27 protein-coding genes and 1 riboswitch are annotated in these 25,822 nt (G+C 68.6%); of the genes, 15 read left to right on the forward strand and 12 right to left on the reverse strand.

Annotated elements, in window-relative coordinates; all coding sequences use genetic code 11:
* Positions 1 to 2 precede the first annotated feature (2 nt).
* Entirely contained in the window at positions 3 to 323 is a 321-nt protein-coding gene (locus AAEX57_RS07590; protein ID WP_342091739.1) for an Lrp/AsnC family transcriptional regulator, read from the forward strand.
* A 272-nt stretch (positions 324 to 595) separates the two neighbouring features.
* On the opposite strand, the gene AAEX57_RS07595 is transcribed toward AAEX57_RS07590, so the two are convergent.
* Positions 596 to 1,243: a CE1759 family FMN reductase gene (locus tag AAEX57_RS07595; RefSeq protein WP_342091740.1), complete on the reverse strand. Its 648-nt coding sequence runs from the start codon at positions 1,241 to 1,243 to the stop codon at positions 596 to 598.
* Positions 1,244 to 1,537: 294 nt separating this feature from the next.
* On the opposite strand from AAEX57_RS07595, the gene AAEX57_RS07600 reads away from it, so the two are divergent.
* Positions 1,538 to 2,875: an MATE family efflux transporter gene (locus AAEX57_RS07600; RefSeq protein ID WP_342091741.1), complete on the forward strand. Its 1,338-nt coding sequence runs from the start codon at positions 1,538 to 1,540 to the stop codon at positions 2,873 to 2,875.
* Positions 2,876 to 2,893: 18 nt separating this feature from the next.
* Here AAEX57_RS07600 and AAEX57_RS07605 read toward each other — a convergent pair whose 3' ends face one another.
* Both AAEX57_RS07605 and AAEX57_RS07610 read right to left on the reverse strand, forming a co-directional pair.
* Positions 2,894 to 3,253, reverse strand: coding sequence for a hypothetical protein (locus AAEX57_RS07605; RefSeq protein WP_342091742.1), 360 nt, complete (start codon positions 3,251 to 3,253; stop codon positions 2,894 to 2,896).
* A gap of 205 nt (positions 3,254 to 3,458) precedes the next feature.
* On the reverse strand, positions 3,459 to 4,631 hold the full coding sequence (locus tag AAEX57_RS07610) for an LLM class flavin-dependent oxidoreductase (protein WP_342091743.1): 1,173 nt from the start codon (positions 4,629 to 4,631) through the stop codon (positions 3,459 to 3,461).
* Positions 4,632 to 4,776: 145 nt separating this feature from the next.
* Between AAEX57_RS07610 and AAEX57_RS07615 the strand changes: the two genes are divergently transcribed.
* The 5 genes from AAEX57_RS07615 (at position 4,777) to AAEX57_RS07635 (ending at position 10,727) form a co-directional block, all read left to right on the forward strand.
* On the forward strand, positions 4,777 to 6,744 hold the full coding sequence (locus AAEX57_RS07615; RefSeq protein WP_342091744.1) for a penicillin-binding transpeptidase domain-containing protein: 1,968 nt from the start codon (positions 4,777 to 4,779) through the stop codon (positions 6,742 to 6,744).
* 188 nt (positions 6,745 to 6,932) lie between these two features.
* Complete coding sequence (locus AAEX57_RS07620; RefSeq protein WP_342091745.1) at positions 6,933 to 7,793, forward strand: nitrite reductase; 861 nt, start codon at positions 6,933 to 6,935, stop codon at positions 7,791 to 7,793.
* Positions 7,794 to 7,801: 8 nt separating this feature from the next.
* Entirely contained in the window at positions 7,802 to 8,467 is a 666-nt protein-coding gene (locus tag AAEX57_RS07625; protein WP_342091746.1) for a precorrin-8X methylmutase, read from the forward strand.
* Positions 8,464 to 9,972 carry a precorrin-2 C(20)-methyltransferase gene (locus tag AAEX57_RS07630; RefSeq protein ID WP_342091747.1) on the forward strand — a complete coding sequence of 503 codons (1,509 nt, stop codon included), beginning with the start codon at positions 8,464 to 8,466 and terminating at the stop codon, positions 9,970 to 9,972. Before AAEX57_RS07625 ends, AAEX57_RS07630 begins: the two co-directional genes overlap by 4 nt.
* On the forward strand, positions 9,969 to 10,727 hold the full coding sequence (locus tag AAEX57_RS07635) for a cobalt-precorrin-4/precorrin-4 C(11)-methyltransferase (protein ID WP_342091748.1): 759 nt from the start codon (positions 9,969 to 9,971) through the stop codon (positions 10,725 to 10,727). Before AAEX57_RS07630 ends, AAEX57_RS07635 begins: the two co-directional genes overlap by 4 nt.
* 293 nt (positions 10,728 to 11,020) lie before the next feature.
* Here AAEX57_RS07635 and AAEX57_RS07640 read toward each other — a convergent pair whose 3' ends face one another.
* A complete protein-coding gene (locus AAEX57_RS07640; protein WP_342091749.1) occupies positions 11,021 to 11,314 on the reverse strand; it encodes an addiction module antidote protein in 294 nt (97 codons plus the stop codon).
* Positions 11,307 to 11,621 carry a type II toxin-antitoxin system RelE/ParE family toxin gene (locus AAEX57_RS07645; protein WP_342091750.1) on the reverse strand — a complete coding sequence of 105 codons (315 nt, stop codon included), beginning with the start codon at positions 11,619 to 11,621 and terminating at the stop codon, positions 11,307 to 11,309. Before AAEX57_RS07645 ends, AAEX57_RS07640 begins: the two co-directional genes overlap by 8 nt.
* Before the next feature lie 435 nt (positions 11,622 to 12,056).
* On the opposite strand from AAEX57_RS07645, the gene AAEX57_RS07650 reads away from it, so the two are divergent.
* The 3 genes from AAEX57_RS07650 (at position 12,057) to AAEX57_RS07660 (ending at position 14,352) form a co-directional block, all read left to right on the forward strand.
* Positions 12,057 to 12,785, forward strand: coding sequence for a class I SAM-dependent methyltransferase (locus AAEX57_RS07650; protein ID WP_342091751.1), 729 nt, complete (start codon positions 12,057 to 12,059; stop codon positions 12,783 to 12,785).
* A 79-nt stretch (positions 12,786 to 12,864) separates the two neighbouring features.
* On the forward strand, positions 12,865 to 13,689 hold the full coding sequence (locus tag AAEX57_RS07655) for a nucleotidyltransferase domain-containing protein (RefSeq protein ID WP_342097771.1): 825 nt from the start codon (positions 12,865 to 12,867) through the stop codon (positions 13,687 to 13,689).
* 174 nt (positions 13,690 to 13,863) lie between these two features.
* On the forward strand, positions 13,864 to 14,352 hold the full coding sequence (locus tag AAEX57_RS07660; protein WP_342091753.1) for a GNAT family N-acetyltransferase: 489 nt from the start codon (positions 13,864 to 13,866) through the stop codon (positions 14,350 to 14,352).
* Positions 14,353 to 14,414: 62 nt separating this feature from the next.
* Here AAEX57_RS07660 and AAEX57_RS07665 read toward each other — a convergent pair whose 3' ends face one another.
* Positions 14,415 to 15,029 (reverse strand): GNAT family N-acetyltransferase, encoded by a 615-nt coding sequence (locus AAEX57_RS07665; RefSeq protein WP_342091754.1) that lies wholly within the window; start codon positions 15,027 to 15,029, stop codon positions 14,415 to 14,417.
* A 121-nt stretch (positions 15,030 to 15,150) separates the two neighbouring features.
* Positions 15,151 to 15,900, reverse strand: coding sequence for a hypothetical protein (locus tag AAEX57_RS07670; RefSeq protein ID WP_342091755.1), 750 nt, complete (start codon positions 15,898 to 15,900; stop codon positions 15,151 to 15,153).
* 517 nt (positions 15,901 to 16,417) lie between these two features.
* Between AAEX57_RS07670 and AAEX57_RS07675 the strand changes: the two genes are divergently transcribed.
* Positions 16,418 to 16,645 carry a hypothetical protein gene (locus tag AAEX57_RS07675; protein ID WP_342091756.1) on the forward strand — a complete coding sequence of 76 codons (228 nt, stop codon included), beginning with the start codon at positions 16,418 to 16,420 and terminating at the stop codon, positions 16,643 to 16,645.
* 5 nt (positions 16,646 to 16,650) lie between these two features.
* Entirely contained in the window at positions 16,651 to 16,920 is a 270-nt protein-coding gene (locus AAEX57_RS07680; RefSeq protein WP_342091757.1) for a hypothetical protein, read from the forward strand.
* Between the two features lie 117 nt (positions 16,921 to 17,037).
* Here AAEX57_RS07680 and AAEX57_RS07685 read toward each other — a convergent pair whose 3' ends face one another.
* The 3 genes from AAEX57_RS07685 to cbiE are packed head-to-tail and all read right to left on the reverse strand — an operon-like array spanning position 17,038 to position 18,666.
* Positions 17,038 to 17,304: a type II toxin-antitoxin system RelE family toxin gene (locus AAEX57_RS07685; protein WP_342091758.1), complete on the reverse strand. Its 267-nt coding sequence runs from the start codon at positions 17,302 to 17,304 to the stop codon at positions 17,038 to 17,040.
* Positions 17,301 to 17,531 (reverse strand): type II toxin-antitoxin system RelB family antitoxin, encoded by a 231-nt coding sequence (relB, locus tag AAEX57_RS07690; protein ID WP_342091759.1) that lies wholly within the window; start codon positions 17,529 to 17,531, stop codon positions 17,301 to 17,303. Before relB ends, AAEX57_RS07685 begins: the two co-directional genes overlap by 4 nt.
* Positions 17,532 to 17,586: 55 nt before the next feature.
* A complete protein-coding gene (gene cbiE, locus AAEX57_RS07695) occupies positions 17,587 to 18,666 on the reverse strand; it encodes a precorrin-6y C5,15-methyltransferase (decarboxylating) subunit CbiE (RefSeq protein WP_342091760.1) in 1,080 nt (359 codons plus the stop codon).
* 54 nt (positions 18,667 to 18,720) lie between these two features.
* Here cbiE and AAEX57_RS07700 point away from each other — a divergent pair, with 54 nt between their 5' ends.
* The 3 genes from AAEX57_RS07700 (at position 18,721) to AAEX57_RS07710 (ending at position 25,073) form a co-directional block, all read left to right on the forward strand.
* The gene (locus tag AAEX57_RS07700) at positions 18,721 to 20,190 is read left to right on the forward strand and encodes a 3' terminal RNA ribose 2'-O-methyltransferase Hen1 (RefSeq protein WP_342091761.1); all 1,470 of its coding nucleotides are present in this window, start codon (positions 18,721 to 18,723) and stop codon (positions 20,188 to 20,190) included.
* Positions 20,183 to 22,678 (forward strand): polynucleotide kinase-phosphatase, encoded by a 2,496-nt coding sequence (locus tag AAEX57_RS07705; protein WP_342091762.1) that lies wholly within the window; start codon positions 20,183 to 20,185, stop codon positions 22,676 to 22,678. The genes AAEX57_RS07700 and AAEX57_RS07705 overlap by 8 nt, the downstream gene beginning before the upstream one ends.
* Before the next feature lie 40 nt (positions 22,679 to 22,718).
* A riboswitch (cobalamin riboswitch) is annotated at positions 22,719 to 22,871 on the forward strand.
* A gap of 27 nt (positions 22,872 to 22,898) precedes the next feature.
* The gene (locus tag AAEX57_RS07710) at positions 22,899 to 25,073 is read left to right on the forward strand and encodes a VWA domain-containing protein (protein ID WP_342091763.1); all 2,175 of its coding nucleotides are present in this window, start codon (positions 22,899 to 22,901) and stop codon (positions 25,071 to 25,073) included.
* 12 nt (positions 25,074 to 25,085) lie between these two features.
* Here AAEX57_RS07710 and AAEX57_RS07715 read toward each other — a convergent pair whose 3' ends face one another.
* Both AAEX57_RS07715 and AAEX57_RS07720 read right to left on the reverse strand, forming a co-directional pair.
* Complete coding sequence (locus AAEX57_RS07715; protein WP_342091764.1) at positions 25,086 to 25,499, reverse strand: PIN domain-containing protein; 414 nt, start codon at positions 25,497 to 25,499, stop codon at positions 25,086 to 25,088.
* Positions 25,492 to 25,710, reverse strand: coding sequence for a type II toxin-antitoxin system VapB family antitoxin (locus AAEX57_RS07720; protein WP_342091765.1), 219 nt, complete (start codon positions 25,708 to 25,710; stop codon positions 25,492 to 25,494). The genes AAEX57_RS07715 and AAEX57_RS07720 overlap by 8 nt, the downstream gene beginning before the upstream one ends.
* Positions 25,711 to 25,822 lie beyond the last annotated feature (112 nt).

Raw genomic sequence — 25,822 nt, forward strand, 5'->3', positions numbered from 1 at the left:
GAGTGATCACAGGCATTCACGCCGACGTGGACACCGCCGCCCTCGGGCGTCCACTGCAGGCGCTGATCTTCATCCGGATCCACTCCGGATCCCGGGAAGAACTGGAGAAGGAGGCGGACCGGCTCGCGGAACTCACACCCGTGCTGCACGTGCTTTTCCTGGGTGGGCACTGCGACTTCGTCGTCTGGGCAGCGTTGGCCGATCCGGCCGAGCTGCGCAAGTTCGTGCTGGAAGACCTCAGCCGGGATCGGGCGATTGCCAATACCGAGACCTGCGTGATCATGGAACACCGCCGTGGGCAGGCCTTCGACCTGACCAACTGAACGGACCGGTGGTACTCCTCCCCGCCCGTTCAGTGTCACCAGCGCTTTGCCGACGCCGCTCAGGGTTACCCCGATACCGCCCCCCACCCCAGTTCACCCGGGGGGATGAGCGCGGACGAGCCTCCGGGATGATGTGCGCTGAGGCACCCGACAAGGACAGTGGATACATGATCATCCACAGCCTCAGCATCATCCTCGCCATGATCGCCATCGTCCTGATCGCCGGCATGGCCATCACCCCACTGCTCGCCGACGAGTTCTGACCCGACCGCTCAGATGGCGTCGAACATCTCCTCGAAGCTCCGGGTCAGGGTGAAGTCCCCCACCGTCGCGCCCTGCGCCTTCCTGGCCGGGATCGCGCTCGGCGCGGCGGCAGCCTCGTCCTGCAGCGCCTCGGGAAGCGACTCGCCGGTGCGCAACCGCATCATGGCCGCCAGTTCCCGACCGGCCTTCGTGATCCGTGCTTGCAGCCCGGAGTCCGCATCGCCCCAGTCCGACGTCGCCGCAAAGACCGCGGTCGGCACCACGGCCGCCTTCAGGTAGAAGAACAGCGGCAGCAGCGCCTGGTCGATCGCCAGGGAGTGCCGCTCGGTGCCGCCGGTCGCGGCCAGCAGGACGGGCTTGTCCAACAGGGCGCCCTCGTGCAGCACATCGAAGAACATCTTGAACAGCCCGGAGAAGGACGCGTTGAAGACCGGGCTGACCACCACCAGCCCGTCGGCCGCCACCACATGCTCCACGGCCTGGCGCAGGGCCGGGGAGTGCACCCGGGTCAGCAACGCATTCACCAGGTCATGGGCCAGCAGGCGCAGCTCGATCTGCTCCACCTCATCGGCTGCCGCCACCGCGGCCAACCGCTCGGCCAACAGATGGCTGCTGGACGGCTCGCCGAGCCCGGCACTGATCGCTACGACCTTCATGACTCCCTCACGGTTGACTCCGCTCCGGACAACACGCGGGCGGACCCAGACATTCCACACCATCGGATGCCCTCACCGCTGGCCGGGACCTCGACACAGGGTGGATCGATCGTCCAATTCCGAGAATCGACCTCTGGAATCTGCCAAGAGGCGGCCTGTGGCCACGCCCCCGCGGGAAGCGGTGCCCCGGGCCGAAATCCTGAGGTCGGTTCTCGGAAGATGCCCAACCCCTGCCGTGATCGCTCGACAGGGGTTGGAGGCGGTGGATCCTGCGGTCCGCCTAGAGTGGCGGGCGTGCCCAGCCCCACAACGCCCTACGGCGCACCCCCCCAGACCGGCCTCAGCCGCGAGATCCTCGCGCTGGCCGTGCCTGCGTTCGCAACCCTGATCAGCGAGCCGCTGCTGCTCATGGCCGATTCGGCGATGGTCGGCCACCTGGGAACCCGGCAGCTGGCCGGGCTGGGGCTGGCCAGCAGCGTGCTGAGCATCATCAACGGGTTGTGCGTCTTCCTGGCCTACGGCACCACCTCGCTGGTGGCTCGCCGGATCGGGGCCGGTGACACTCGTCGTGCGTTGGCCGGGGGAATCGACGGCATGGCCTTGGGTGTGCTGCTCGGCCTGACCCTGGCGTTGGGCCTGCACATCGGCGCGCCCACCGTCACGGGCTGGTACGGCGCACCCGCCGACGTGCAGAGCCAGGCCGTCGCCTACCTGGAGATCGCCGGCTGGGGGCTGCCGATGCTGCTGCTGATGCTGGCCTCCACCGGGGTGCTGCGCGGGTTGAAGGACACCCGAACCCCGCTCTACGTCGCGGTCAGCATGAATCTGGCGAACATCGCGTTGAATGCGCTGTTCATGTACGGGCTCGGGATGGGGATCCGCGGGTCTGCCCTCGGCACGGTTCTCTCCCAGGCCGTCGGGGCCTCTGTGCTGGCCTGGGTGGTGTTGCGTGGCGCGCGGGCCGCCGGCACCCCGATCGCGGTGCGTTTCTCCGGGGTGCTGGCGGCAGCCCGGGGCGGCAGCTGGTTGGTGCTGCGCAGCGTGTGGCTGCAGGCGGCGCTGGCCGTCACCGTCGGGGTCGCCGCCCAGACCGGGCAGATCGGGCTGGCCGGGCACCAGGTGACCAATTCCATCTGGAGCTTCCTGTGCCTGGCGCTGGATGCCCTGGCGATCGCCGCCCAGGCGATGGTCGGGCATGAGCTGGGCGCCGGCGATGCCGACAAGGTGCGCTCGATCACGGCCAAGTTGTGCTGGTGGGGAGCCGGAGGCGGAGCGGTCTTCGCGGTGCTGCTGGTGCTGGCCCGGGGGCTGCTGGCCCCCGTCTTCACGCCGGATGCCCAGGTGCAGGCGCTCCTGATGCGGCTGTTGCTGGTGCTGGCCCTGATCACCCCGATCGCCGGGATCGCGTTCGTCCTGGACGGGGTGTTGATCGGTGCGGGTGATGCGCGCTACCTGGCCTTCGCCGGCATGGTGGCCTCGCTGTGCTACCTGCCATTGGCCTGGCTGGTGGATCAGCGCAGCGCCGGAGTGGTCTGGCTATGGGTGGCCTACGGCGGCTACCTGCTGGCTCGAGTGGCCACCCTCACGGTGCGGGCGCGCACCGACGCCTGGATGCGGCTGGGCGAGCACTGAACCCACGCGCGCAGAAGGTCAGGCGTGGGCGCGCAGCGGCACGTCGTTGCGGCGGAAGTCGACGAAGATCACGGGGGAGTTCTGCTCCCCGTCATCTTCCGGCGGCGCGGATCGCGGCCCGCGGCTGGCGCGGAAGGCCGCCAGGTCGAAGACCGCGGCATTGTCAGCCGGCTCGATGGTCGGCGCCGGGGCGAGCGGCGCCGCCTGCTCCAGCGGATTGCGTCGCACGCTGGACTCCAGCCAGGCCATGGTGGCAAAGGGCAGCACCAGCAGAGCGGCCCAGAGTGCCGAGTGAGTTGCCGTGGCGGCCAGCAGCAGCAGCGCGACGAGCGCGACGATGACCAAGCTGGTGTTACGAATGAAAGCGGATCCCCGCATGTGAAATTCCCCCGAGAGTTGACCGGGTTCCCCAACCCGGCGCTGATGACGCGAGCCCCCGCCCATCGTCTCTTCACAGACTAAGACATTGGCGTGCCAATGACACGTTGAGAGGGGTTCACGACAACTGTCCTTCAGAACCGGGCACCGAATTGTCACCTGATCACGGGACAGGACGCGAAACCGGGGGCCGTTGGCATAGGGGTCAGCCGCGCTGGGTCAACTCGACCCGGTCGCTGGTTCCGGTCCAGACGTCCTTGGCCGCCACCGACCCGCCGTCGGTCAGCGCCTGGGACAGGTCGTCGGCCAGGTCCATCTCACCGCGCAGGCTGGCGTGGGTGGGCGCCTCCGCAATGTCGGCCGGGCGACCCTCGTCGAAGCCGGCCCGCAGCGCGGGCAGGATCTCGCCCAGCAGGTCGAGTTGCTCCAGCACGGTCTTCAGCGGCAGGCCGGCGTGGTCGATCAGGAAGAGCTGACGCTGGTAGTGCCCGACATGATCCTTGAAGGTCAAGGTACGTTCCAGCACCTGCTGCGGGGAACCGACGGTCAGCGGGGTCTGCGCGGTGAACTCCTCCAGACTGGGCCCGTGGCCGTAGACCGGCGCATTGTCGAAGTACGGCCGGAATTCGTTGACCGCATCCTGCGAGCTCTTGCGCATGAAGAACTGCCCACCCAGCCCGACGATCGCCTGGTCTGCCCGGCCGTGGCCGTAGTGCTCGAAGCGCTGCCGGTAGAGGTTCACCATCTGCCGGGTGTGGTCCATCGTCCAGAAGATGTTGTTGTGGAAGAAGCCGTCGCCGTAGTACGCCGCCTGCTCCGCGATCTCCGGGCTGCGGATGGAGCCGTGCCAGACGAAGGGCGGGATCTCATCGAGCGGGCGCGGGGTGCTGGTGAAGCCCTGCAGCGGGGTGCGGAACCTGCCCTGCCAGTCGACGACGTCCTCCCGCCACAGCCGGTGCAGCAGGTTGTAGTTCTCCAGGGCCAGGTTGATCCCGTCGCGAATGTCCTTGCCGAACCAGGGATAGACCGGGCCCGTATTGCCCCGGCCCAGCATCAGGTCCACCCGGCCGTCGGCCAGGTGTTGCAGCATCGCGAAGTCCTCGGCGATCTTCACCGGGTCATTGGTGGTGATCAGGGTGGTGGCGGTGGAGAGCTGCAGGGTGCTGGTCTGCGCGGCCAGGTAGGCCAGCGTCGTGGTGGGCGACGAGCTGAAGAAGGGCGGGTTGTGGTGCTCGCCCAGCGCGAAGACGTCCAGCCCGACGGCCTCGGCATGCTTGGCAATGGTGACGATGTTCTTGATCCGCTCGGCCTCGGTGGGGGTGCGGCCGGTGGTGGGGTCGGTGGTGATGTCGCTGACGCTGAAGATGCCGAACTGCATGATGTCCCTCCCAGGAATCAACCAGATGGTTGAAGTTTCATCAATCTCAAGCCCTGGCCGGCTCGCTTTATTCCGGAGCGCCAGCCCCGCACCTTTTCACCAGATGACTAGCATCGGGGAAAGTCCCCCGAAAGGATGCCCCCAGATGAAGCCATCCATCCCCCGTGGCCTGGCTCCCCTCACGATGCTGGTAGTGCTCGCCACCAGCGCCTGCACCGGCAGCCAGTCGAGCGAGCCGGACACCACCCCGCCCGACGGCGCCCCCGCAGCCGACGCCGCGGTCAAGCAACTGACCTCGGCCCTGGTCAAGGGCGACGTGAGCAAGCTACCGATGACCGGCACCGCCGCCCAGGCACAGACCGAACTGGAGACCCTGATGGTGGGGATGGACGGCCTCAAGCCGAGCGTCACCCCCGGTCAGATCACCTACGACGACAAGGCCCAGACGGCCTCGGTGCCCCTGGAACACTCCCTTCCGCTGGGCGAGCAGACGTGGAAGTGGCAAACCACCGCTCAACTGAAGTACCTCTACGGCCAGTGGAAACTGGACTGGCAACCCAGCATCGTGCAGTCGGAGCTCACCTCCCAGACCCGGCTGCGGCACCGGCGCGAGATCCCGGCGCGGGCCGCGATCACCGGCGCCGACGGGCAGGCGCTGGTGGAGACCGCCGTCGCGTACCGGGTGGGAGTGGACAAGGCAAATCTGCCCGCGGCCCAGCAACAGGCCGTCGCCACCCAACTGGCCACCCTGCTCAAGATCAACGCTGCCACCTACACCAAGCAGGTCAAGGCGGCCGGTGCCCGGGCCTTCGTGCCCGCGATCACGCTGCGCGAGGGTCAGGTGCCCGCCGCGGCGACCAAGATCAAGGGGGTCCTCGCCCAGCCGGTGGAGCTGCCGCTGGGCCCCAGCAGCAGCTTCGCCGTCGGTCTGTTGGGCACCTCCGGGCAGGCCACCAACGAGCAGGTGGCGGCCGGCAAGGGCGATGTCCTGGCGGGAGACCACGTCGGCCAGAGCGGTTTGCAGAAGCGTTACGACGCACAATTGCGCGGCACCATCGGGCACAGGGTGGAGTTGGTGCAGCGCAGCGCCCCGTCGGCCTCTCCGACGCCGTCCGCCTCGCCGGAGACCGGCGCATCACCCAGCCCCGAATCACCCGATGCCAGCACCGGGATGGTCAAGGAATTGTTCGCCAGCCCCGCCAAGCCGGGCACGCCGGTGGCGATCAGCCTGGACAGGAATCTGCAGACTCGCGCCGAGGAGGCCCTGGCCTCACAGAAGGGGATCGCCTCCCTGGCCGTGGTGAAGGTGGGCAGCGGAGACCTGCTGGCCGCGGCCACCTCGACGGCCGGCGGCGCCAGCCCCAATGCCACCTTCGCCCAGTACCCGCCGGGCTCCACCTTCAAGGTGGTCAGCGCGCTGGCCCTGCTGCGCAAGGGGCTGACGCCCACCAGCACCGTGCCCTGCACCAAGACCGTCACTGTCAACGGCCGCAATTTCGAGAACTACGACGACTTCCCGGCGGGCAAGATCGGCACCATCACCCTCACCGATGCGCTGGCCAATTCCTGCAACACCGCCTTCCTCAGTCAGCACGCCAGGCTGGGCGACGGGGACCTTGCCTCAGCGGCTGCGAGCCTGGGCGTCGGAGTGGACCACGACGCCGGCTTCCCCTCCTTCTTCGGCTCGGTTCCGACGCCGAAGGATCCGGTGACCAAGGCCGCGGACATGATCGGCCAGGGGCAGGTGGAGGCCTCCCCGATGGCGATGGCCGGGGTTGTGGCGTCGGTGGCGTCGGGCAAAACCGTCGTGCCGTGGCTGGTGGCCAGCAAGAAGCCCACCCAGAAGGGCACGCCCCTGACCGCCGCCGAGGCGACGCAGTTGCAGACCATGATGAAGGCCGTGGTCACCAGCGGTTCCGGAGCCGCGCTGAAGGGTGTCGCGACCGGAGCCAAGACCGGCACCGCCGAATACGGCACCACCAAGCCACCCAAGACCCACGCCTGGATGATCGCCTGGAATGGGCAGTATGCGGTGGCCGCGCTGGTGAACGACGGCGAATCCGGCTCCAAGGATGCCGCGCCAATCATCAAGAGCTTCCTGGCCGGGAGTTAGGCCCGGCCGGCTGCCACAAGTGGAAGCCGGGAGCGTAGGTAGTGCATCTATTGACGTGATCTTGGTCCTGGCTTCCCGATGTGGCGGCGGCCCTGGGCAGCTGCCCTGACCGACGGCGGCTTTCCCTGGACAGTGGTGCGCCACTAGGGTCGCGACGTCGTGTTTCCGGCCCCAGCAGGAGTTTGCTCGTGAGTGTTCGTGACCGCCGTGACCGTTGCCCGGGTGTGCTGCGCCCCTGGCCTGCCGCCGACGGCCTGCTGCTGCGGCTGCGGCTGGTGGGCGGCCGGCTCAGCGGCGAGGCCCTGCGCGGGCTGGTGGACGCGGCGGAGCGCTTCGGCGACGGCCGGGTGCGGCTGACCAATCGGGCCAACCTGCAGCTACGCGCCTTCCCGGCCAGCCCCGAACCCGGCAAGGAGCACCAGGTGGCCTCCGGCGCGCTGGAGGCGATCCGCGCCACCGGGCTGGTGGAGCACCCCAGCCATGACCTGGTGCGCAACATCATGGTCTCCCCGCTGACCGGCTTGGGTGGTGGCCGGGCTGACCTCCGGCCGGTGGCCACGGAGCTGGACGGGCTGATCGTCGCCAGCCCGACGCTCGCCCGACTGCCCGGCAAATTCCTCTTCGTGCTGGACGATGGCCGGGGTGACATGCTGGATCATGCCTGCGACCTGGGACTGGTGGCACTGGATGCCGACACGGTGCAGCTGCGGATCGGCGACGGCTGGGGCGAGCTGCTGCCCCTGCCGCTGGCCGCCGCCCGGCTGGCGGTGCTCGCCGAAGAGTTCGTGGAGCGAGTCGGGGCGGGCCCCGATGCCCCGTGGCACATCCGCGAACACGACGGGGAGCTGTTCGCCTTGACCGAGCCGGATCCGCGGCTGCCCGAGCCGACCGGGGCCTTGCCCTTCGGGCCGGTGACCGGCGGGGAGCACGTCGAGGTGGGCGAGGCCGGAATCGACCGTGCGCTGGCCGAGCAACTGCTCGCCCGCGCCGAGAACTTCGTCGTCACCCCGTGGTACGGCATCATCGTCCCTGCCCGCACCCAGAACTGAGGAAGCCCGTGAGCGCACCCCGCCGGCCCGCCAGCCGCTATGAGTACATCCGTACCGGCCAGGAGATCTACGTCGACTCCTTTGCCACCATCCGCCGGGAAGCAGACCTCTCCCGGATTCCCGCCGACGCGGAGAAGCTGGCCGTCCGGATGATCCACGGCTCCGGCCAGGTGGACCTCACCACGGACCTGCAGGTGCATCCGCGGCTGATGGCTGCCGCCCGGGACGCGCTGCAGGCCGGCAAGCCGATCCTGTGCGACGCGACGATGGTGGCCACCGGCGTCACCCGCAGTCGACTGCCGCAGGACAATGACGTCGTCTGCCTGTTGAACGACCCGCGAGTTCCCGCCCTTGCCAAGGAGTTCGGGACCACCCGGACCGCCGCAGCGGTCAGCCTCTGGGAGCCGATGCTGGAGGGCGCCGTCGTGGCAGTAGGCAATGCCCCGACCGCCCTGTTCCACCTGCTGGAGCTGATCCTGGACGGGGCACCACGCCCGGCGGCGATCATCGGCTGCCCCGTGGGCTTCATCGGCGCCGCCGAATCCAAGCAGGCGTTGGCGAATCTTGCCGTCGACCACGGCATCGACATCCCTTTCGTCACCGTCCACGGCCGCCGCGGCGGCTCGGCCATGACCTCGTCGGCGCTGAACGCGATTGCGCAGGAGCAGGAATGAGCCTCGGCCGCTTCCACGGCGTCGGCGTCGGTCCGGGCGACCCGGAGCTGATCACCCGCAAGGCCGCCCGGTTGATCGGCGCCGCGGACGTGATCGCCTACCACTGCGCGCCCGGCAAGCCGTCGAATGCCCGCCGGATTGCCGCGGAGCTCTTCCCCGACGGGGTGCTGGAGGAGGTGCTGGAATACCCGGTGACCACGGGTTCCGTGGATCACCCCGGGGGCTATGCCGGCGCGATGGCCGACTTCTATGAGTCCGCTTCCGCCAGGCTGGCCGCGCACCTGACGGCCGGCCGGGACGTGGTGTTGCTCAGTGAGGGCGACCCGATGCTCTACGGCTCCTACATGTACATGCACGACCGACTGGCCGAGCGTTTCCCCACCGAGGTGGTGCCCGGGGTGCCGTCCTTCCTGGCCAGCACGTCGACATTGGGCAGCCCGCTGGTGCGGCACGAGGATGTGCTGACCATCCTGCCCGGCACCCTGCCCGAGCCCGAGCTGGCCCGACGCCTGGCCGACACCCAGGGTGCAATCATCATGAAGCTCGGCCGCACCTTCCCCGCCGTGCGCCGCGCGCTGCACGCCGCGGGACGGCTGGACGGGGCGCTCTACGTGGAGCGGGCCTCCATGCCGGAGGAACGCTGGCTGCCGGTCGCCGAGGTGGATGAGGCATCGGTGCCCTACTTCAGCCTGATCGTGGTGCCCGGCGACACCCTGCGGACTGGCGCGAATACCCCCTCGGAGCAGTTCCACGTGAAACCGGCCGAGCTGGTCGTCGTCGGGCTGGGTCCCGGGCCGGACCGCTGGCTCACCCCCGAGGTCAGCGAGGCGCTGGCCGAGGTCAGTCACGTGATCGGTTACGGCCCGTATGTGAACCGCGTGCCGCAGCGCCCCGGGCTGATGCGGCACGCCACCGGCAACACCGTCGAGGTGGATCGCGCCCGGCACGCCCTGGAGCTGGCCCTTGCCGGCGAGCGGGTGGCGGTGGTCTCCGGTGGCGACGCGGGGATCTTCGGGATGGCGGCCGCGGTCTTCGAGGCCGCGGAGGACCCGCGCTTCGCCTCGGTGCCCGTCCGGGTGCTGCCCGGGCTGAGCGCGGTGCAGGCCGTCGCGGCGGCGGCCGGGGCGCCAATCGGTGCCGACTTCTCGGTGATGAGTCTCTCCGACCGGCTCAAGCCCTGGTCGGTGGTGGAGGATCGGCTGCGGCACATCGCCCAGGCGGATCTGGTGCTGGCGCTGTACAACCCGCGCTCGCGCAGCCGCACCGAGCAGTTCGGGCAGGCGCAGGCGGTGCTGCTGGAGCACCGCTCCCCTGAGACGGTGGTGGTGGTTGGCCGCGACGTCGGCCGCGCCGACGAGTCCGTGACCGTCACGACGCTGGGTGAGCTGGACCCCGAGTCCATCGACATGTTGTGCCTGGTGATCGTTGGCGCCTCGTCGACGCGGGTCAGCCCGGCGGGAGTGTGGACCCCGCGCTTCGTGGAGTCTGGTGGGGAGGCCCGATGACCGTCCACTTCGTCGGGGCGGGCCCGGGCGCCGCCGATCTGCTCACCGTCCGCGCCACCCGCCTGCTGGCGGCGGCCGACGTGGTGCTCTACCCCGGCACCTACCTGGATCCGGAGCTACTGGCCCTGGTCGGGCCAGGGGCGAAACTCGTCGACACCCAGGATCTTGATCTTGACCAGATCACCGCGGAGTTGGTGTCCGCGCACCGGGCGGGCAAGGAGGTGGTGCGGCTGGCGTCGGGCGATCTGAGCGTCTATTCCGCCTTGTCGGAACAGAGCCGAAGACTGGATGGGGCCGGCGTGCCGTGGGATGTCACCCCCGGCGTGCCCGCCTATGCCGCGGCGGCTGCGCGGATCGGCCGGGAACTGACGGTGCCGCTGCTGGCGCAGTCGCTGGTGATCACCCGGACCCAGGCCCGCTCCACCAAGATGCCCGACGGCGAGAGCCTGCAGGCCTTCGCCGCCACCGGCGCGACCCTGGCGCTGCACCTGGCCATTCGTCGCACCCGGGAGCTGATGGCCGAGCTGGAAGAGCGGTTGGGCGCCGATTGCCCCGTCGTCGTGGTCTACCGCGCCAGCCAGCCCGACGAGCTGGTGCTGCGCGGCACGATCGGCACCATCGGGGATCAGGTGGAGACCGCCGGCCTGCGGCAGGCCGCGCTGATCCTGGTCGGCCGGGCCCTGGACCCCGAGCCGGGCGGCGAGAGCTTCCTCTACGACTCACACCGGGAGCGCAAGGCCCGCCAACAGGGCTGAGGACGGGCACCGGCTGCGGGGCTGTCAGCGCGTCGCATCTCTGTGCCACAAACCACACTCTGATTCCGAACCGGTGCCATGAAGGCACTGGGCACCACTCAGAATGCAGTTTGTCGCGCAAACCAGCGGAGGCGGGATCTGGCGTGGATGTGGGATTCCATCCAGCGTCAAGAAGGTCAGGGTCCTCGTCGTCGGGATTGAGCCACCAGATCAGCAACTGTCGCTGGCCACGTATTGATCCGGTGCAGGTCACCGTCGTCGTCCTGGCGGCGCAGGCTAGCCATGCCAAGGTTTCAGGCGACTGCCTGAAAGGACAGCTTCAGGCCCAGCGCCTCGCTGACCTTCAGCACGGTGGACCATGTGGGATTGCCCTGGTCGGACAGCGCCTTGTACAGGCCATCGCGGCTCATGCCCACGCGACGGGCGAGCTCGCTCATGTTCCCCGAACGGGCGATCACACCGAGGGCACGGGGCACGGCCGTTGGGTCGTCACCGGATTCCTCCAGTGCGATCTGCAGGTAGCCGGCGACGTCGTCGAGGCCGTCGAGGTAGTTCGCGGCGTCGAAGCGCTGGTAGGTCTCACTCATCATTGCCCTCCTCCTGGTTCCACTCGGCCGCCAACTGGCGCGCCCTGATGATGTCGTCGGCCTGGCTGGACTTGTCGCCACCACACAGCAGCAGCACCAGTTGTTTCCCGCGCCGGGTGAGGTAGACGCGATATCCAGGCCCGAAGGCCAGACGAAGCTCCATGACCCCGCCACCCACCGGTTTCACATCACCGAAGTTCCCCGCTGCGAGGCGGTCCAGTCGGGACAGGATCCGAAGCCGGCCTTGCCGGTCCTTGAGCCTGCGCAGCCAGCGATCGAATTCCTGTGTCGTGAGGACCTCGATCATGTGTCGATTATAGTCGACAATTGCTTGATGGGAAGAGGCACGCGCCGCCTGGCATCGGGCCGGACTCGGTCCAGGGTGGCAGTTCAGTATGCCGGGCAGGTCGTGCGGAACTCGCGATAGAAGGTGGGCTGGCCCAGATACTCGCCGTCGTGTCCGCGTCCGGCTTCGCGCATGCCAAGTCGCTGGAGGATCCGCACAGAGGCCTGATTGGCGTCCAGCGCTTCGGCGGTGATCGTCGTGTACCGGCGCACAGCAATGCAAACGAGTCGCGGTAGGCCGGTGACACTCCATCCCAGCTGCTCATGCAGGTCAATCTGGCAAACGCCTCACCACACCCGACCGCAGCAGCACAGGATGCGGGGCAGCGGAGGAAATGGGCTGGCGCCGGGCTCGTCTCTCAGCGAGTATGACTGTCTTCGATCACTAGGGAGAATCATGGGCTACGACGATCCGCGTCTGGCGGCCATCCACGACATCGACAACCCCGACGGCCCCGACCATGACTTCTTCCGCAGGGTGGCTGACGAGCACCAAGCCGCCGACATCATCGATCTCGGCTGCGGAACCGGCATCCTCACGGTCACTCTGGCTGGCCCCGGCCGGACAGTCACCGGGATCGACCCTTCCCGGGCCATGCTGGACCACGCCAGGAACCGTCCCCGTGGCGACAAGATCACCTGGATACTCGGCACCGGTGAGCAGATCGCGCCGGCCAGTGCCGACATGGTGGTCATGAGCGGCAACGTCGCCATGCACATCCTTCGCGACCAGTGGCCAACCACCTTGGAACGCATCGCACACGGTCTGCGGCCCGGAGGAATCCTGGTCTTCAAGAGCCGCAATCCCGAGGCTCGAGCGTGGGAGCAGTGGAACGAGGGACTCACCGAGAGAGGGACCACGGTGGGGCGACTGCGAGAATCCCTGGTCACCGTCCCACCCGATGAGGACGGGGTGGTCGTGATGCACTGCCACAACGAGTTCGTCGACGACCAGACGGTTCTCGACGTTGACCAAGAGCTGCAGTTTCGCACCCACGGCCAGATCGTCGAGGACCTGACCGCTGCCGGTCTAGTTGTGGATGCCACCTATCGCGATTGGCACCAACACCCATTCCACGGTGGCCACGGTGAGCCGCTCATGGTCTTCCTCGCCACCCGTCACTGACCATCTGCGGCATGTCAGGGCACAAGCGCACGCCACAGCATTCAATGATCTCATCTGTGACCTGGGGTGGTCCCAGAGGTTGTTCTCGATCACCGATGGCAAGGAGTACTTGGCAATGAGGGATCCCCAGGAGGGGCTGGATTCGCGGGGGTTCATCGTGACCGGGGTGGCCCGGGACAGGATCCCATGCGACTTCTGGCCGATCGTTGACGATGTGATCGCCGCCGTGGATGACGGCGTGTCGGTGTACGTGTATGGCTCCGTCGCGACGGGGCAAGCGCGGCTGGGCGAGTCCGACGTCGATGTCGTGACCCTGGGCATGGATCCGGGAGAGGCGACGATGCTGGGCAGGGAGCTGTCTGCCCGCTATGCCGCCCGCACTCGGGGCGTTGCGATCGGGGCTTGGACGCCTGCCGACCTGGCTGATGGCGACGCCGGGTATGGGAACCGGGTCTTCCTCAAGCACTACTGCGCGTGGCTCGCGGGCCCGGATCTGGCGGATTGTCTGCCACGGTTCCCGGGCGACGTCGCTGCTGCGCGCGGGTTCAATGGTGACTTCCCAGCACTGGCGACTCGCTGGACGGACGCGTTGGAGGCGCTGAATCCCGACGACATCCCGGCGGTGCACGGCCTGGCTCGCAGGGTGGGACGAAAGTCGTTGTTTGCCGTGAGCAGCATGGCCAGTGTCCACGATTCCCGCTGGACCACAGATCGCGCCACCGCCGCGGCGCGCTGGGCCGAGGTCCATTCCGACGTGGCAGACGATCTGGGGTTGCTGTTGGCCTGGGGCGACGACTCGAAGCTCCCGTCGCGCAGCGAGCTGAGACGCATACTGAGCACCACCGTCGGAGTTCTTGTGGATCAGTTCGTGCGCCAGATCGGAGCGTGGCGGACGATCACCTGACGGCGACAACTGATCGGCCCGACAAATCTGTTGCGAGGGCCAAGGCCTGCGGCGAGGATTGGTGGCATGCAGTCTTTCGCGCACACGCGCACTCGCTGAACGACGAGGTGCCCCATTCCCACCGTGGCCGACGCCGCGGTGATCCTCGTCCCATCACAGCGAGAAGGACCACCCATGAACATTCGCGACTACCAGCCCAGCGACTACGCCCAACTCCTGATCCTGACGTGTGAGACCTTCCAACCCTTCTACGAGCAGAGCTTCCCGGCCTACATGGATCATGGAGCTGAGCTGGTCGGTCACCAGCACGGCCACTGGCGTGAGGATTACCAGCGTCAGCTGCCGCAATTGCTGCCGCCCGATGGCCCCGGCCGCGCCGTGGTCGCGGTTGAGGACGGTCAGCTGCTTGGCTATGTCATCTGGCGGCCCGACAGTCGCCCCGATCACGCGCATGTCGAGATCCTGGCCGTGGCCGTCGATGCCCGACGGCGAGGGCTGGCTGAGTCGCTGATGAACCGGGCCATGGACGACATGCGCGCAGACGGCAGGCGTTTCGTCGAACTCGGCACTGGCGGTGACGATTTCCATGCACCGGCGCGTCAGCTGTACGAGCGTCTCGGGTTCCACGCGATGCCGCTGGTGGTGTATCTCCGTCAGCTGTGAGCGTCTGGGCGGCCTGTGGAGGCGCACTGTTGATGGCGCCCCCGAGGGGCGTGGAAGGACAATCACCAGCTTGTCGGCGGGCGCGCAGCGGCAGAAGAAGGGTCAGTTGCCAAGCGTGAGTGCATCACGAGGGACTGTGGCTGGTCCTTGACGCGCCACGCGTCGCGGTGAAGCCCTTCAATGGTGAAGCCCGCTTTTCGGGCGATGCCCATGGAGCCGTGGTTGTCGGGTGAGCAGCGAAGTTCCACGCGATGGATTCCCATCTCGTCGAATGCCAGGCTGCACAGGGAGCGAACGGCTGTGGTGGTGATGCCCCGTCCTGCCTCGTCGTGGTCGATCCAGTAACCGATGTCGGCGATGGAGAGCACGAAGCGGATGGCGAAGATGTGTGCGAAGCCGATCATCGTGTTGTCTCGTTCGATGGCAAAGGGAAGGCTCCAGGGGCCGTGCTCTCCTGGAGCAAGCCGCTGGATCTCGGTAACCGCCTCGTCGGCCCCGAAGGGGGACCACACCCAGTTCGCCCAAGCGCCGATCTCGGCTTGATTGCGCCCGACGAGTTCCACAAAGCGCTCGGCATGGCGTTCTTGGAGGGGCTGGAGCGAGAGACCGTCTGTGAGATCCCGCGGGTGCCAGAAGGCCAGCACCTCGTCTCGCGTGTGGGCAGTTCGGGAAGTCATGAGTTGGAGTATGCACCCCGGGATCCTCGAGCTGGCGAGGGTGAACTCGGCACTGGAACTGGTGCAACGAAAGACCTCGGGGAAACAGCTCGGATCGCAGCGCCCGATCCGAGAGGTTGTGTCACCCGGCTTCCATGGACTGGCTGATCTTGAGCAGTTCCATCGGGGTCAGGGGGCCGGCTGTCACGTTGGGGATGGTGGCGAGCACGGCGGGGTAGTGCTGGCCGGACTCGTGTCCGTCGAGCTCGATGGGCTCGGGCGGAAGGCCTTGGAGCAGCGCTGCCAGGGCGACTTCCACGTGGTGGCGGGCGTCGGGATGGTCGGGCTGGAGGGAGTCGACCAGGGCCATGAGACTTGGCCCTTCCCTGAACGCGAAGGCGATCGCGACCGGCCGCCCGCCGGTCTCCACGATCCGTGTCAAGGTGGGGTCGACGGCGCGGCTGACAAAGCCCCTGAGTTGTGACCTCACGAGGCTGCGATCGCTGGTGACGCCGAAGTGCTGATGTGCCCTCACGTAGAAGTCGATCCACAGGTCAGTGAGCTGATCGGTGCTGAAACCCGTCCCGGAGCGCGTGTCGCCCTGATGACTGATGGCCCATTGGATGACCTGGGGATCGGCAGGATCGATGCAGGCTGCCGGGACACGTTCGAAGACCGTCGCACCGGCCGCTAGTGCGAGTTCATGGGTGCGGGAACCGGGGATGGCGCGCAGGAGGGCAGGATGCTCACCGATCTGGGCGACGGCGTGGACGAGGTCAACGGACGCGTCACCGACGACAGCGAGGTCGAGGTAGTCGAGCCGCGGGTGGATCGGGTTCGGCATGCGGAGGGCCGCGCCGACGATCCGTCCCGTGCGGTCTTCCTCAACCACGACGCGTCTGCCCGACGCCGGATCGTCGGCGCGCAGCCACGGGATGGTGTCCAGATGGTCCTGGGTGGTGGCGGGACGAGTTGGCATGCGGCGAGAGTGTCACGGTGAAACTCACGGTGACAAGGGGACTTGGCGCCGGACGAGATCTGCGATCCGCGTCCGACTCTGGACACTAGAATGGATGTGTCATCGCGGCACCGATCCCCGACGGGCATGCACCACGGCTCAGGACGAAGAAGCCACTGCCCGTGCACGATCCGCGTCGCCACCACCACCGAACTCCTTGATGCAACAGCTCAGGGCCTAGCGTTTATGCGACCTCGCCGAAGCGCTATCCACAGTCACCCAGCGACACGACAGAGCAAGCGCATGGCGATGACACTTCGACTGAACCCCAAGGACGAGCAGGTCCTTGCTCAGCTGGCCGCCGACGAGGGCATCAGCCGCCCAGCAGGACAGCGAGGGCGGCGGCGATGTGCACCTTGCCCCCGCCACCATCGCAAGGTACCTTGTCGTCATGGACGAGCCGATCATCGCCGCGTCGGCACTCAAGCACGGTCTGGCTGAAGAGGAGATCCTCCACGCCTACCGCAACCCGATCCGCGCCTGGGACCTCGGCGACGGGTTCACCATGATCGTAGGCGCGAACCATGCTGCGATCATCCTCGAGGTCGGCTACATCCAGGGCTCGACAGCCATCGTGATCGTCCACGCGATGCGGGCCCGCGAGAAGTTCCTGAGGTGATGACGATGCCCCGAACCGTCGAGGAGATCCTGGCCCACGCCGACCAGCTGGCCGCGCGCTTCGAGAACTACGAACCCGCGGAGGCAGACGAGCTCGACCTGACTGCAGTCAATGCCCTACGCGCCGCCGTGGCCGAGCAGTCGGCTGCCGAGCGGCACGTGCTCGAGGCAGTCCGGACTGCACGGCAGGCTGGCATGTCGTGGAATGCGATCGGGACCTTCGTCGGAACGTCCGGCGAGGCCGTGCGCCAGCGCTACATGGCCAAGGTCGCCTGACCAGCCCCGCGGAAGACCGCTCGATCCACGCGGGGATGAACCAGACCAAGGGCCTCGCGATTCTCCGCGCCAGTGGGTGCAAGATCAGCCAGGGCTGACCACGCCTTGGACGCCAAGTCAGTCGTCGTAGACGGTGGACCGGTGGCCCACGTCCAGCGCGACGATGACGACTTCACCACGCCTGATGTCCAGGACCACCCGATAGTCGCCGACGCGGAGCCGCCAGAGCCCGGACATCGGTCCGGTCAGGGCCTTGCACGGCCCCGTGGGGTCGTCGAGTGCGGCCAGCCGCTCGACGCCATCGAAGACCCGTCGAGCCACCGCTTTGTCGAGCTTCCGCATGGCATTTGCGGCACGTGGGGCGTATTCGATCTTCCAGCTCATGAGAAGAGTTCGGCGGCCAGATCGTCACTGGAGATGGTCTCCAGCTCCCCACGACGGATGGCCTCGGCCTCGCTGCGCAGCTGGTAGGCGTACTCGAGTTCGTCGAGGTGTTCGAGCAGCGCCTCGCGGACATAGTAGGCAGCAGGTCGTCCGGTGGACGCGCTGAGGGCGTCCAGGCGGCTCTTCACATCGGCATCGACTCGGATGCTCACGACTGCTGTAGACATGTATACAGCATAGGTCTGAGGGACTCTGGGGACAACCCTGCAGTCCCCTGACTGATCAGCCCACGGTCCGGGCCGTGGCGGGAATGTGGGACGCGCCGTGGGCCCAGAAGACCGCATCGGGCCTGGTCAGGGTGGTGTGGCCCGCCTCCGGTGCGACGCAGACCAGACCGGGGACTCCCAGGTTGCGTGCGGCGGCCATCGCATCGTCGGGCTCGGCGGTGAGGCAGGTGGCGGTGCACGACGGGTGGCAGCGCAACCACTCGATGGCCACCGACGCGTCATCTGTCCACAGGTGTTCGCCGGGAACCGGGGCCAGCCGGGCCAGGATCACGGCCCGCTCATCCCGCGGCAGCGGGGTCAACGGGGCAAACAGGTTGTCGGGGGCACCGGCAGTCCAGCCGGCCCGCAGCGGCCCGTCGAGTTCCAGCCCGACGATGTTCAGCCGCGGCGAATCCCCTTGCCAACCGGCCGCCCGGCCGGTCCGGTGGGTCTGGTCGGGGGCACCCAGATTGCCCAGCACATGCAGGATGCTGGCGCCGTAGCCCGCCGCCACCAGCAACTCCGCAATCTGCGCGGGGGTGTGCTCGTCGGAGCTGAGCACGATCACCCGTCGCCCCGGCGCCAGCTCCCGGTTGATCAGGCTGACGTCGCGGCCGACGACGCTCACCACGGCGCAGCTCTCGGCGCTCCAGCGCAACTCCGCCCGGGCCAGGGCGACGGAGGAGGCGGCGGGGTGGATCCGGACCCGCTCGGCGCCCAGCATCCCGATCAGCGTCGTGCCGATCCCGCTGACCAGCGGATCACCGGAGGCCAGCACCACCACCGCCGCATCGGCCGGCAGGGAATCCAGCAGCGCGGGCAGCTTCTCCCGTAGGGGGGAGGGCCACGGCAGGCGAGTTGGGCGCGGGGACCCCTCGACAGGCTCGGGGACCGTGGTTGGGTTCTTCTCGGGGGCCGTGGACAGCGACCCAGCCGCGGCGGCCGAGCCTGTCGAGGCCCCCGGGATCATCGCCAGGTGGCGGGCGCCGCCCAGCAGCACGTCGGCGTCGAGCACCAGCCGTCGCAACCGATCGGGCAGGCCATCCCAGCCGTCGGCGCCAACCCCCACCACGTCAACCGGTCGCTCGAGACTCATGGAGCCCAACGCTAGCGGCACCACTGCGGCCCGCCCCAGTGCCAGACTGGTGGAATGCTGCTCACCCTGACCTCCACCGCGCCCTCGGCGTCCGACCTGGGCTTCCTGCTGCACAAGCATCCGGACCGGGTGCAGCGCAGCAGCCTCAGCGTCGGCACCGCGACGGTCTACTACCCCGAGGCCAGCGACGACCGGTGCACCGTGGCGCTGGGCGTCACCGTCGACCCGATCGCGCTGGTCAAGCAGCGCGGCATCAAGGCGCAGCCCGGCACCCTGGGCCAGTACGTCAACGACCGGCCCTACGCGGCCGGTTCGATGCTGGCGCTGGCGATCGGCAAGGTCTTCACCACCGCCCTCAACGGCCGCTGCGATGCCCGCCCGGAACTGGCCGCCAGCCCGCTGCCGCTGACCGTGCACCTGCCGGCGATGGCCGTCCGCCCCGACGAGGGGCAGGACGCGAATGAGCTGGTCACCAGCCTGTTCGGGCCGCTGGGCTGGCGGGTGGAGACCCGCAGCACTCCCCTGCTGGAGCAGGATGCCGGCTTCGGCTGGGGTCCGTCGCCCTATCTGGACGTCACCCTCACCGGCACTCTGCGGCTGGCCGACGCGCTCAGCCACCTCTACGTCCTGCTGCCGGTGCTGGACCGGGGCAAGCACTACTGGATCAGTACCGACGAGGTGGACAAGCTGATGCGTCGCGGCGGCGACTGGCTGCCCGGCCATCCGCAACGCGCGTTCATCACTGGCCGCTATCTGGGCGCGCATCGCGGTCTGGTGGACGACGCCCTGACCCGGCTGGAGGAACTCGACGACCGGCTCCCCGCCGAAGTGGATTCCCTCGAGGCTGACGCCGCCGAGGCGGAGATCACCGAAGCCGAGGCCACGGACAACGAACCCGAAGCGCGCCATCCGCTGCGCAAACTGCGCCTGGAAGCGGTGCTGGCCGCGCTGCATCGCAGCGGTGCGCGCAGCGTCGCCGACGTCGGCTGCGGCGAGGGTGCCTTCCTGCGCCACCTGCTGCCCGACCCGCAGTTCACCCGGGTGATGGGACTGGATGTCTCGGCCCGTGAGCTGGAACGGGCCGAACGCAAGCTGAACCTGGACCGGCTGAGCGACACGGTGCGCGGCAAGCTGACCCTGCGGCAGTCGTCGGTGACCTACCGGGACGACGCCCTGACCGGCTTCGACGCGATCCTGCTGGTGGAGGTGCTGGAGCACGTCGACGAGGATCGGCACCCGTCGCTGGAGGCCAACATCTTCGGCGCCGCGAAGCCCGGCCAGGTGATCGTGACCACGCCCAATGGCGAGCACAATGCCCGCTACGGGCTGGCGCCGGGCCAGCTGCGCCACCCGGACCACCGCTTCGAATGGACCCGGGAACAGTTCGCCAGCTGGACCACGCGCATCGCCCAGACCTACGGCTACCAAGTGACGCTCGGCGGTATCGGCGACGACGACCCCGAGCTCGGCCCACCCACCCAACTGGCCGTCTTCACCCGCACCGAGGAGGCCTCCCATGGCTGACGTCCACGTCCCGGAACTCTGTCTGGTGGCCCTGATCGGGGTCTCCGGCGCCGGCAAGTCCACCTTCGCTCGGGAGAAGTTCGCACCCTTCGAGGCGGTCAGCTCCGACTTCTGCCGCGGCCTGGTCAGCGGCGATGAGAATGACCAGTCCGCCTCCGCCGACGCCTTCGAGATCCTGCACCACATTGTCGGCAAGCGGCTGGAGCGCGGCCTGCTGACCGTGGTGGACGCCACCAACACGTCGCCCCAGGCCCGCAAGGAATTGGTGCGGGTGGCCAAGGAGCAGGACGTGCTGCCGGTCGCGATCGTACTGGACGTCGATCCGCGGGTGGCGATCGAACGCAACACCCACCGGCCGGATCGTGCCTTCGGCGAGGGGCCGGTGCGTCGACAGGCCGCACAACTGGCCAAGTCCCTCAAGGGCCTGCAGCGCGAGGGGTTCCGGCACATCACCGTGCTCGGCTCCGCCGAGGAGATCGAGCAGGCCCGGATTGTTCGCGATCCGCTGCTGAACAACCACAAGCACCTGCACGGCCCCTTCGACATCATCGGTGACGTACACGGCTGCCTCGACGAGCTGGTGGAGCTGCTGGAGACCCTGGGCTACCGGATCACCCGCGACCACGACGGTCACGCGGTGGACGCGGAACATCCCGACGGCCGCACTGTGGTCTTCGTCGGTGACCTGGTGGATCGCGGCCCCGGCACGGTCGACGTGCTGCGGCTCGCCATGGGAATGACCGCCGCCAGCCACGCGCTGGCGGTGCCCGGCAATCACGAGGCCAAGCTGGTCCGAGCCCTGGACGGGGCAAAGGTGCAGGTCAGTCACGGTTTGGAGACCACCCTGGCGGAGCTGGACGCCCAGCCGGCCAGTTTCCGGGCCGCCGTGCGGGAGTGGTGCTACGCGCTGGTCTCCCACCTGGTGTTGGACGACGGGAAGCTGGTGGTGGCGCATGCCGGGCTGAAGGAGGCCTACCACGGGCGGGCCTCGGGCCGGGTGCGCTCCTTCGCGCTCTACGGTGACACCACCGGCGAGACCGACGAGTTCGGCCTGCCCGTGCGCTACCCGTGGGCCGACGAATACCGCGGCCAGGCGATGGTGGTCTACGGCCACACCCCCACGCCGCGGTTGGAATGGGTGAACAACACGCTCTGTCTGGACACCGGTGTGGTCTTCGGCGGGCAGCTCTCCGCGCTGCGCTATCCGGAACGGGAGACGGTGCAGGTGGCCGCGCACGCGGTTCACTACCAACCGGTGAAACCATTCGCGACGGCCGAACGCGCGCCCGACCAGCTCCGGCTGGACGACGTGCTGGGGCTGCGGAATGTGGAGACCGAGCTGCTGGGCCGCGTCGCCGTCCCGGCGGAGAATGCCGCCGGTGCGCTGGAGGTGATGAGCCGCTTCGCGCTGCACCCGTCGCAGCTGGCCTATCTGCCGCCGACGATGTCGCCGGTGGCCACGTCCAAGCGAGCTGACTACCTGGAACACCCGGATGAGGCCTTCAGCCAGTTCCGCGAGTGGGGCGCCGGACGGGTGGTCTGCCAGGAGAAGCACATGGGCTCTCGGGCCGTGGTGCGCCTGCACGACGACGGCGACGTTGTGCACACCCGCACCGGCCGGGCCTTCCTGCCGCCCAAGTTGCAGGCCGAGTTCACCGGGCGACTGCGCCGGGCCGCCACCGCCGCCGGGCTCTTCGAGGAGCTGGGCAGCAACTGGCTGCTGCTGGATGCCGAGCTGTTGCCGTGGTCGTTGAAGTCGGAGGGAATGCTGCGGGAGCAGTATGCCGCAGTCGCCGCGGCCGCGAAGTTGTCGTTGACCGCCGAGGTAGCGGCGCTGGAGGCTGGCGGCGGACGCGGGCTGGAGCTGGCCGAGGAACTGGCCACCGCCCGGCAGAGCCTGGCCAATGCCCACGCCTATGACCAGGCCTGGCGCCGTTATGCCTGGCCAACTCGGGGTCTGGACGGGGTGCAGCTGGCGCCCTTCCAGGTACTGGCGGCGGCAGGCGCCACCTTCGAGACCCGCGACCATCGCTGGCATCTGGCCGTCGCGGACCGGCTGGCGGAGGCGGATCCGGAGCTGATCCGTCGCACCCGACGGCTGGAGGTGGACGTCGAGGATCCCGCCTCGGTGGCCGAGGGAGTGGCCTGGTGGGAGCAGCTGACCGGCGCGGGCGGCGAGGGAATGGTGGTCAAGCCGCTGGCCAACCTGAGCCGCACGACGAAGGGCGCGCTGATGCAGCCCGGCCTCAAGGTCCGCGGGCGGGAGTACCTGCGGATCATCTACGGTCCGGACTACACGGTGGAACGCAACCTCACCCGGCTGAAGAGCCGCAACCTGGGCAAGAAGCGCTCGCTGGCGCAGCGGGAGTACGCGCTGGGGCTGGAATCGTTGCACCGTCTGGTGCGTGGCGAGCCGCTGTGGCGGGTGCACGAGCCGGTCTTCGCGGTGCTGGCGATGGAGTCGGAGCCGGTGGATCCGCGCTTGTGACGACGGTGTGGCCCGGTGTGGGAGGACGCTAAAGTGGGCCGGACAAGGCCCGAGGTGCCTCCGAACCGGTCCGCCGGGGGTTGGGGAGAATCTGGGAAGCCGGTGGGAATCCGGCACAGGCCCGCTGCGGTGAGCCGGGGCGTCGCGCACGCACCCGACGAGTCCGAAGACCGGCCTCGAGCCACTGACCATCCATCGGCCACTTGAGCGGGAGCCTCGAATGCCCTTGTCACCAAAGACCCAGCCACACCAGACCCAGCCACACCAGCACTTCCCCTTCTCCGCGATCGTCGGCTGCGAATCCGAGAATCTCGACGCGATGGGCCTGGCCCTGGTGCTGACCACCATCCAGCCGCAGATCGGCGGGGTGCTGGTCCGCGGCGAGAAGGGCACGGCGAAGTCCACCGCGGTGCGCGCGCTGGCCGCCGTCCTGCCCCCGATCGACGTCTTCCAGGGCGACCGTTTCTCCATCGACCCGGCCGATCCGCGCGCCACCTCACCCGACGGCCCCTTCGACGCGGACTCGGTCACCAGCCGGGCGGTGCGGCTGGTGGAGTTGCCCGTCGGCGCTACCGAAGACCGGGTGCTGGGCTCCATCCACCTGGAAAGTGCCTTGTCACACGGCAATGTGGAGTTCGAGCCCGGGCTGCTGGCCAAGGCGCACCGCGGGATCCTCTACGTCGACGAGGTGAACCTGCTGCACGACCACCTGGTGGATCTGCTGCTGGATGCCGCCGCCATGGGCGGGGCGACGGTGGAACGCGACGGCGTCTCGATCGAGCACGCGGCGCGCTTCGTGCTGATCGGCACCATGAACCCGGAGGAGGGCGAGCTGCGCCCGCAGTTACTGGACCGCTTCGGCCTGACCGTCGAGGTGGCCGCCCCGCGGGACTGGCAGCTGCGCGCCGAGGTGGTGCGTCGCCGGATGGCCTACGACGCCGACCCGGCCGGCTTCCAGGCCCACTACCGGACGGCCGACGAGACCCTGAGCGAACGGATCGCCCGCGCCACCGAGCTGCTGCCCAGCGTCCGACTGGGGGAAGCGGCACTGCTGAAGATCGCCGAGATCTGCGCCGCCTTCGAGGTGGACGGGCTGCGCGCCGACATCGTCACCGCCCGCACCGCCATCACTCACGCCGCGTGGCAGGGCCGCACCGCCGTGACCAAGATCGACATCCGACAGGCCGCGCTGCTGGCGCTGCCGCACCGTCGTCGACGCAATCCCTTCGACGCGCCCGGTCTGGACGAGGACCTGCTGGACCAGCTGCTGGGCGACGACGAGCTGCCGCCCGAGCCAGATGAGCAACCGGACCCAGCCGACAGCCCCGACGCCCCGGAGGATGATCGCGACCCAAAAGGCGGTGAGGGCGACGACGGTGAGCTGACCTCGCCGGAGCCGCCCACCACGGGCCCCGACTCCCCCAGCACGGATCCCGAGCCCGTCGAGGGGCACGAGCCTCCCGCCGAGGCACCGGAGGAGGACCTGCCGCAGCCCCCGCCACCCATTCCCCCGGCCGCGGCATCGGACGGGGCGCAGACCGTGGTGAAGGCCGCCACCCCGTCGCCCCGGCCGCGGACGCTGACAGTGCGCGGGGTGGGCGACGGTGCCGCGGGCAAGCGCAGCCGCGCAATCACCAGTAGTGGGCGACGGGTTGGCGCCCGCCGACCGAACGGCGACTCGACCGGATCACTGCACCTGGTGGAGACCCTGCGGGCCGCCGCCGGGGAGCAGCCCCGTCGCCGAAACGCGGAGGTCGACCACCGCCTGGACCTGCGCGCCGAGGACATCCGGCTGGCCGTCCGGGAGGGACGCGAGGCCAACCTGGTGCTCTTCTGCGTTGACGCGTCGGGATCGATGGCCGCGCGCAAGCGGATGGTGCAGGTCAAGACCGCGATTCTCAGCCTGCTGCTGGACGCCTATCGCCGCCGAGACAAGGTGGGCCTGATCAGCTTCCGCGGCGCCGGGGCGGAGTTGGTGCTGCCACCCACCAATTCGGTGGACATCGCGGCGCCCCGGCTCGACGAGGTTCCGGCCGGCGGCCGCACTCCCCTGGCGGAGGGCCTGTTGGAGGCCGCCCGGGTGCTGCGTCGCGAACAACTGCGCGACCCTCACCTGCGGCCCCTGCTGGTGGTGGTCACCGACGGTCGCGCCACGGCCGGCCCCGATGCCGTCGCCCGGTCCATCCAGGCAGCGGACTTCGTTGCCGGGCTGGGAATCTCGACGGTGGTGATTGACGGCGAACAGGGCCCGCTGCGGATGGGTCTGGCCAGGAAACTCGCGGTGCACCTGCAGGCCGAGCACCTGGCCGTCGCCGACGTCACCGCCGACGCCCTGACCAGCACGGTCCGTCAGCGCACCATCCCCGGGCCGCCGGAGGCACCGGCCGCGGGCTAGCCATGGCCAACGTCAGCGAGTCGGAGCGATGTACTCGAAGCTGAGGTTGACCACGCGGGCGATGTGGCCAAAGTCATGGTCGGCGGACATCACCGTAGCTCCGTTCACCAGGGCATAGCCCGCGATCAGGATGTCGAGCGGGCCGGCGGACCTCACCAGACCGGCATTCCACAGGGCATTCTGGATGTCGAGCACCAGACACTCGTCTGGCGCAAACACCAGGGGTAGAGCCAAGGACATCCGGTCGCGGTACCGCTGATGCTCCTGCGCACTGCGGGCGCTGTGACAGAACTCCAGCATTTGGGGAGGACAAGTCACCACCAGGTCAGCAGGTGAACGATCGATCTGGTTCAGGCGCCCGATCATGCCCTGATCACCCAGAATGGCCCTGGCCCAGACTGAGTTGTCGACCAGATAGTCAGTCATCGGTCACGACGTCGTAATGGATGACCGGCGCCCCCAGTTCAGCGGGCAGGTCCTTGAGCTCCAGGATTCCGTCGATCATGACCCCCTTCTGCTTGGAGGCGATCAGCCGCCGCAACGCAAGATCCAGCACAGCTCGGTTCGACCGCTCACCGGTCAGCTCGCGGGCACGTTCAAGCAACTGCGGGTCCAGATCAACACTGGTGACTGCCATGTCGCTCCCCCCTCGTTATATTGTCCATTATATATCTTGGTTGATGTGGCCCGTCGGTGCAAGCCGAGGAGGTGACAAGTCCAGTCAGCAGTCCGGCATCCAGACGGCACGT

The sequence above is a fragment of the Luteococcus sp. H91 genome (genome assembly GCF_038433135.1).
Classification (GTDB): domain Bacteria; phylum Actinomycetota; class Actinomycetes; order Propionibacteriales; family Propionibacteriaceae; genus Luteococcus.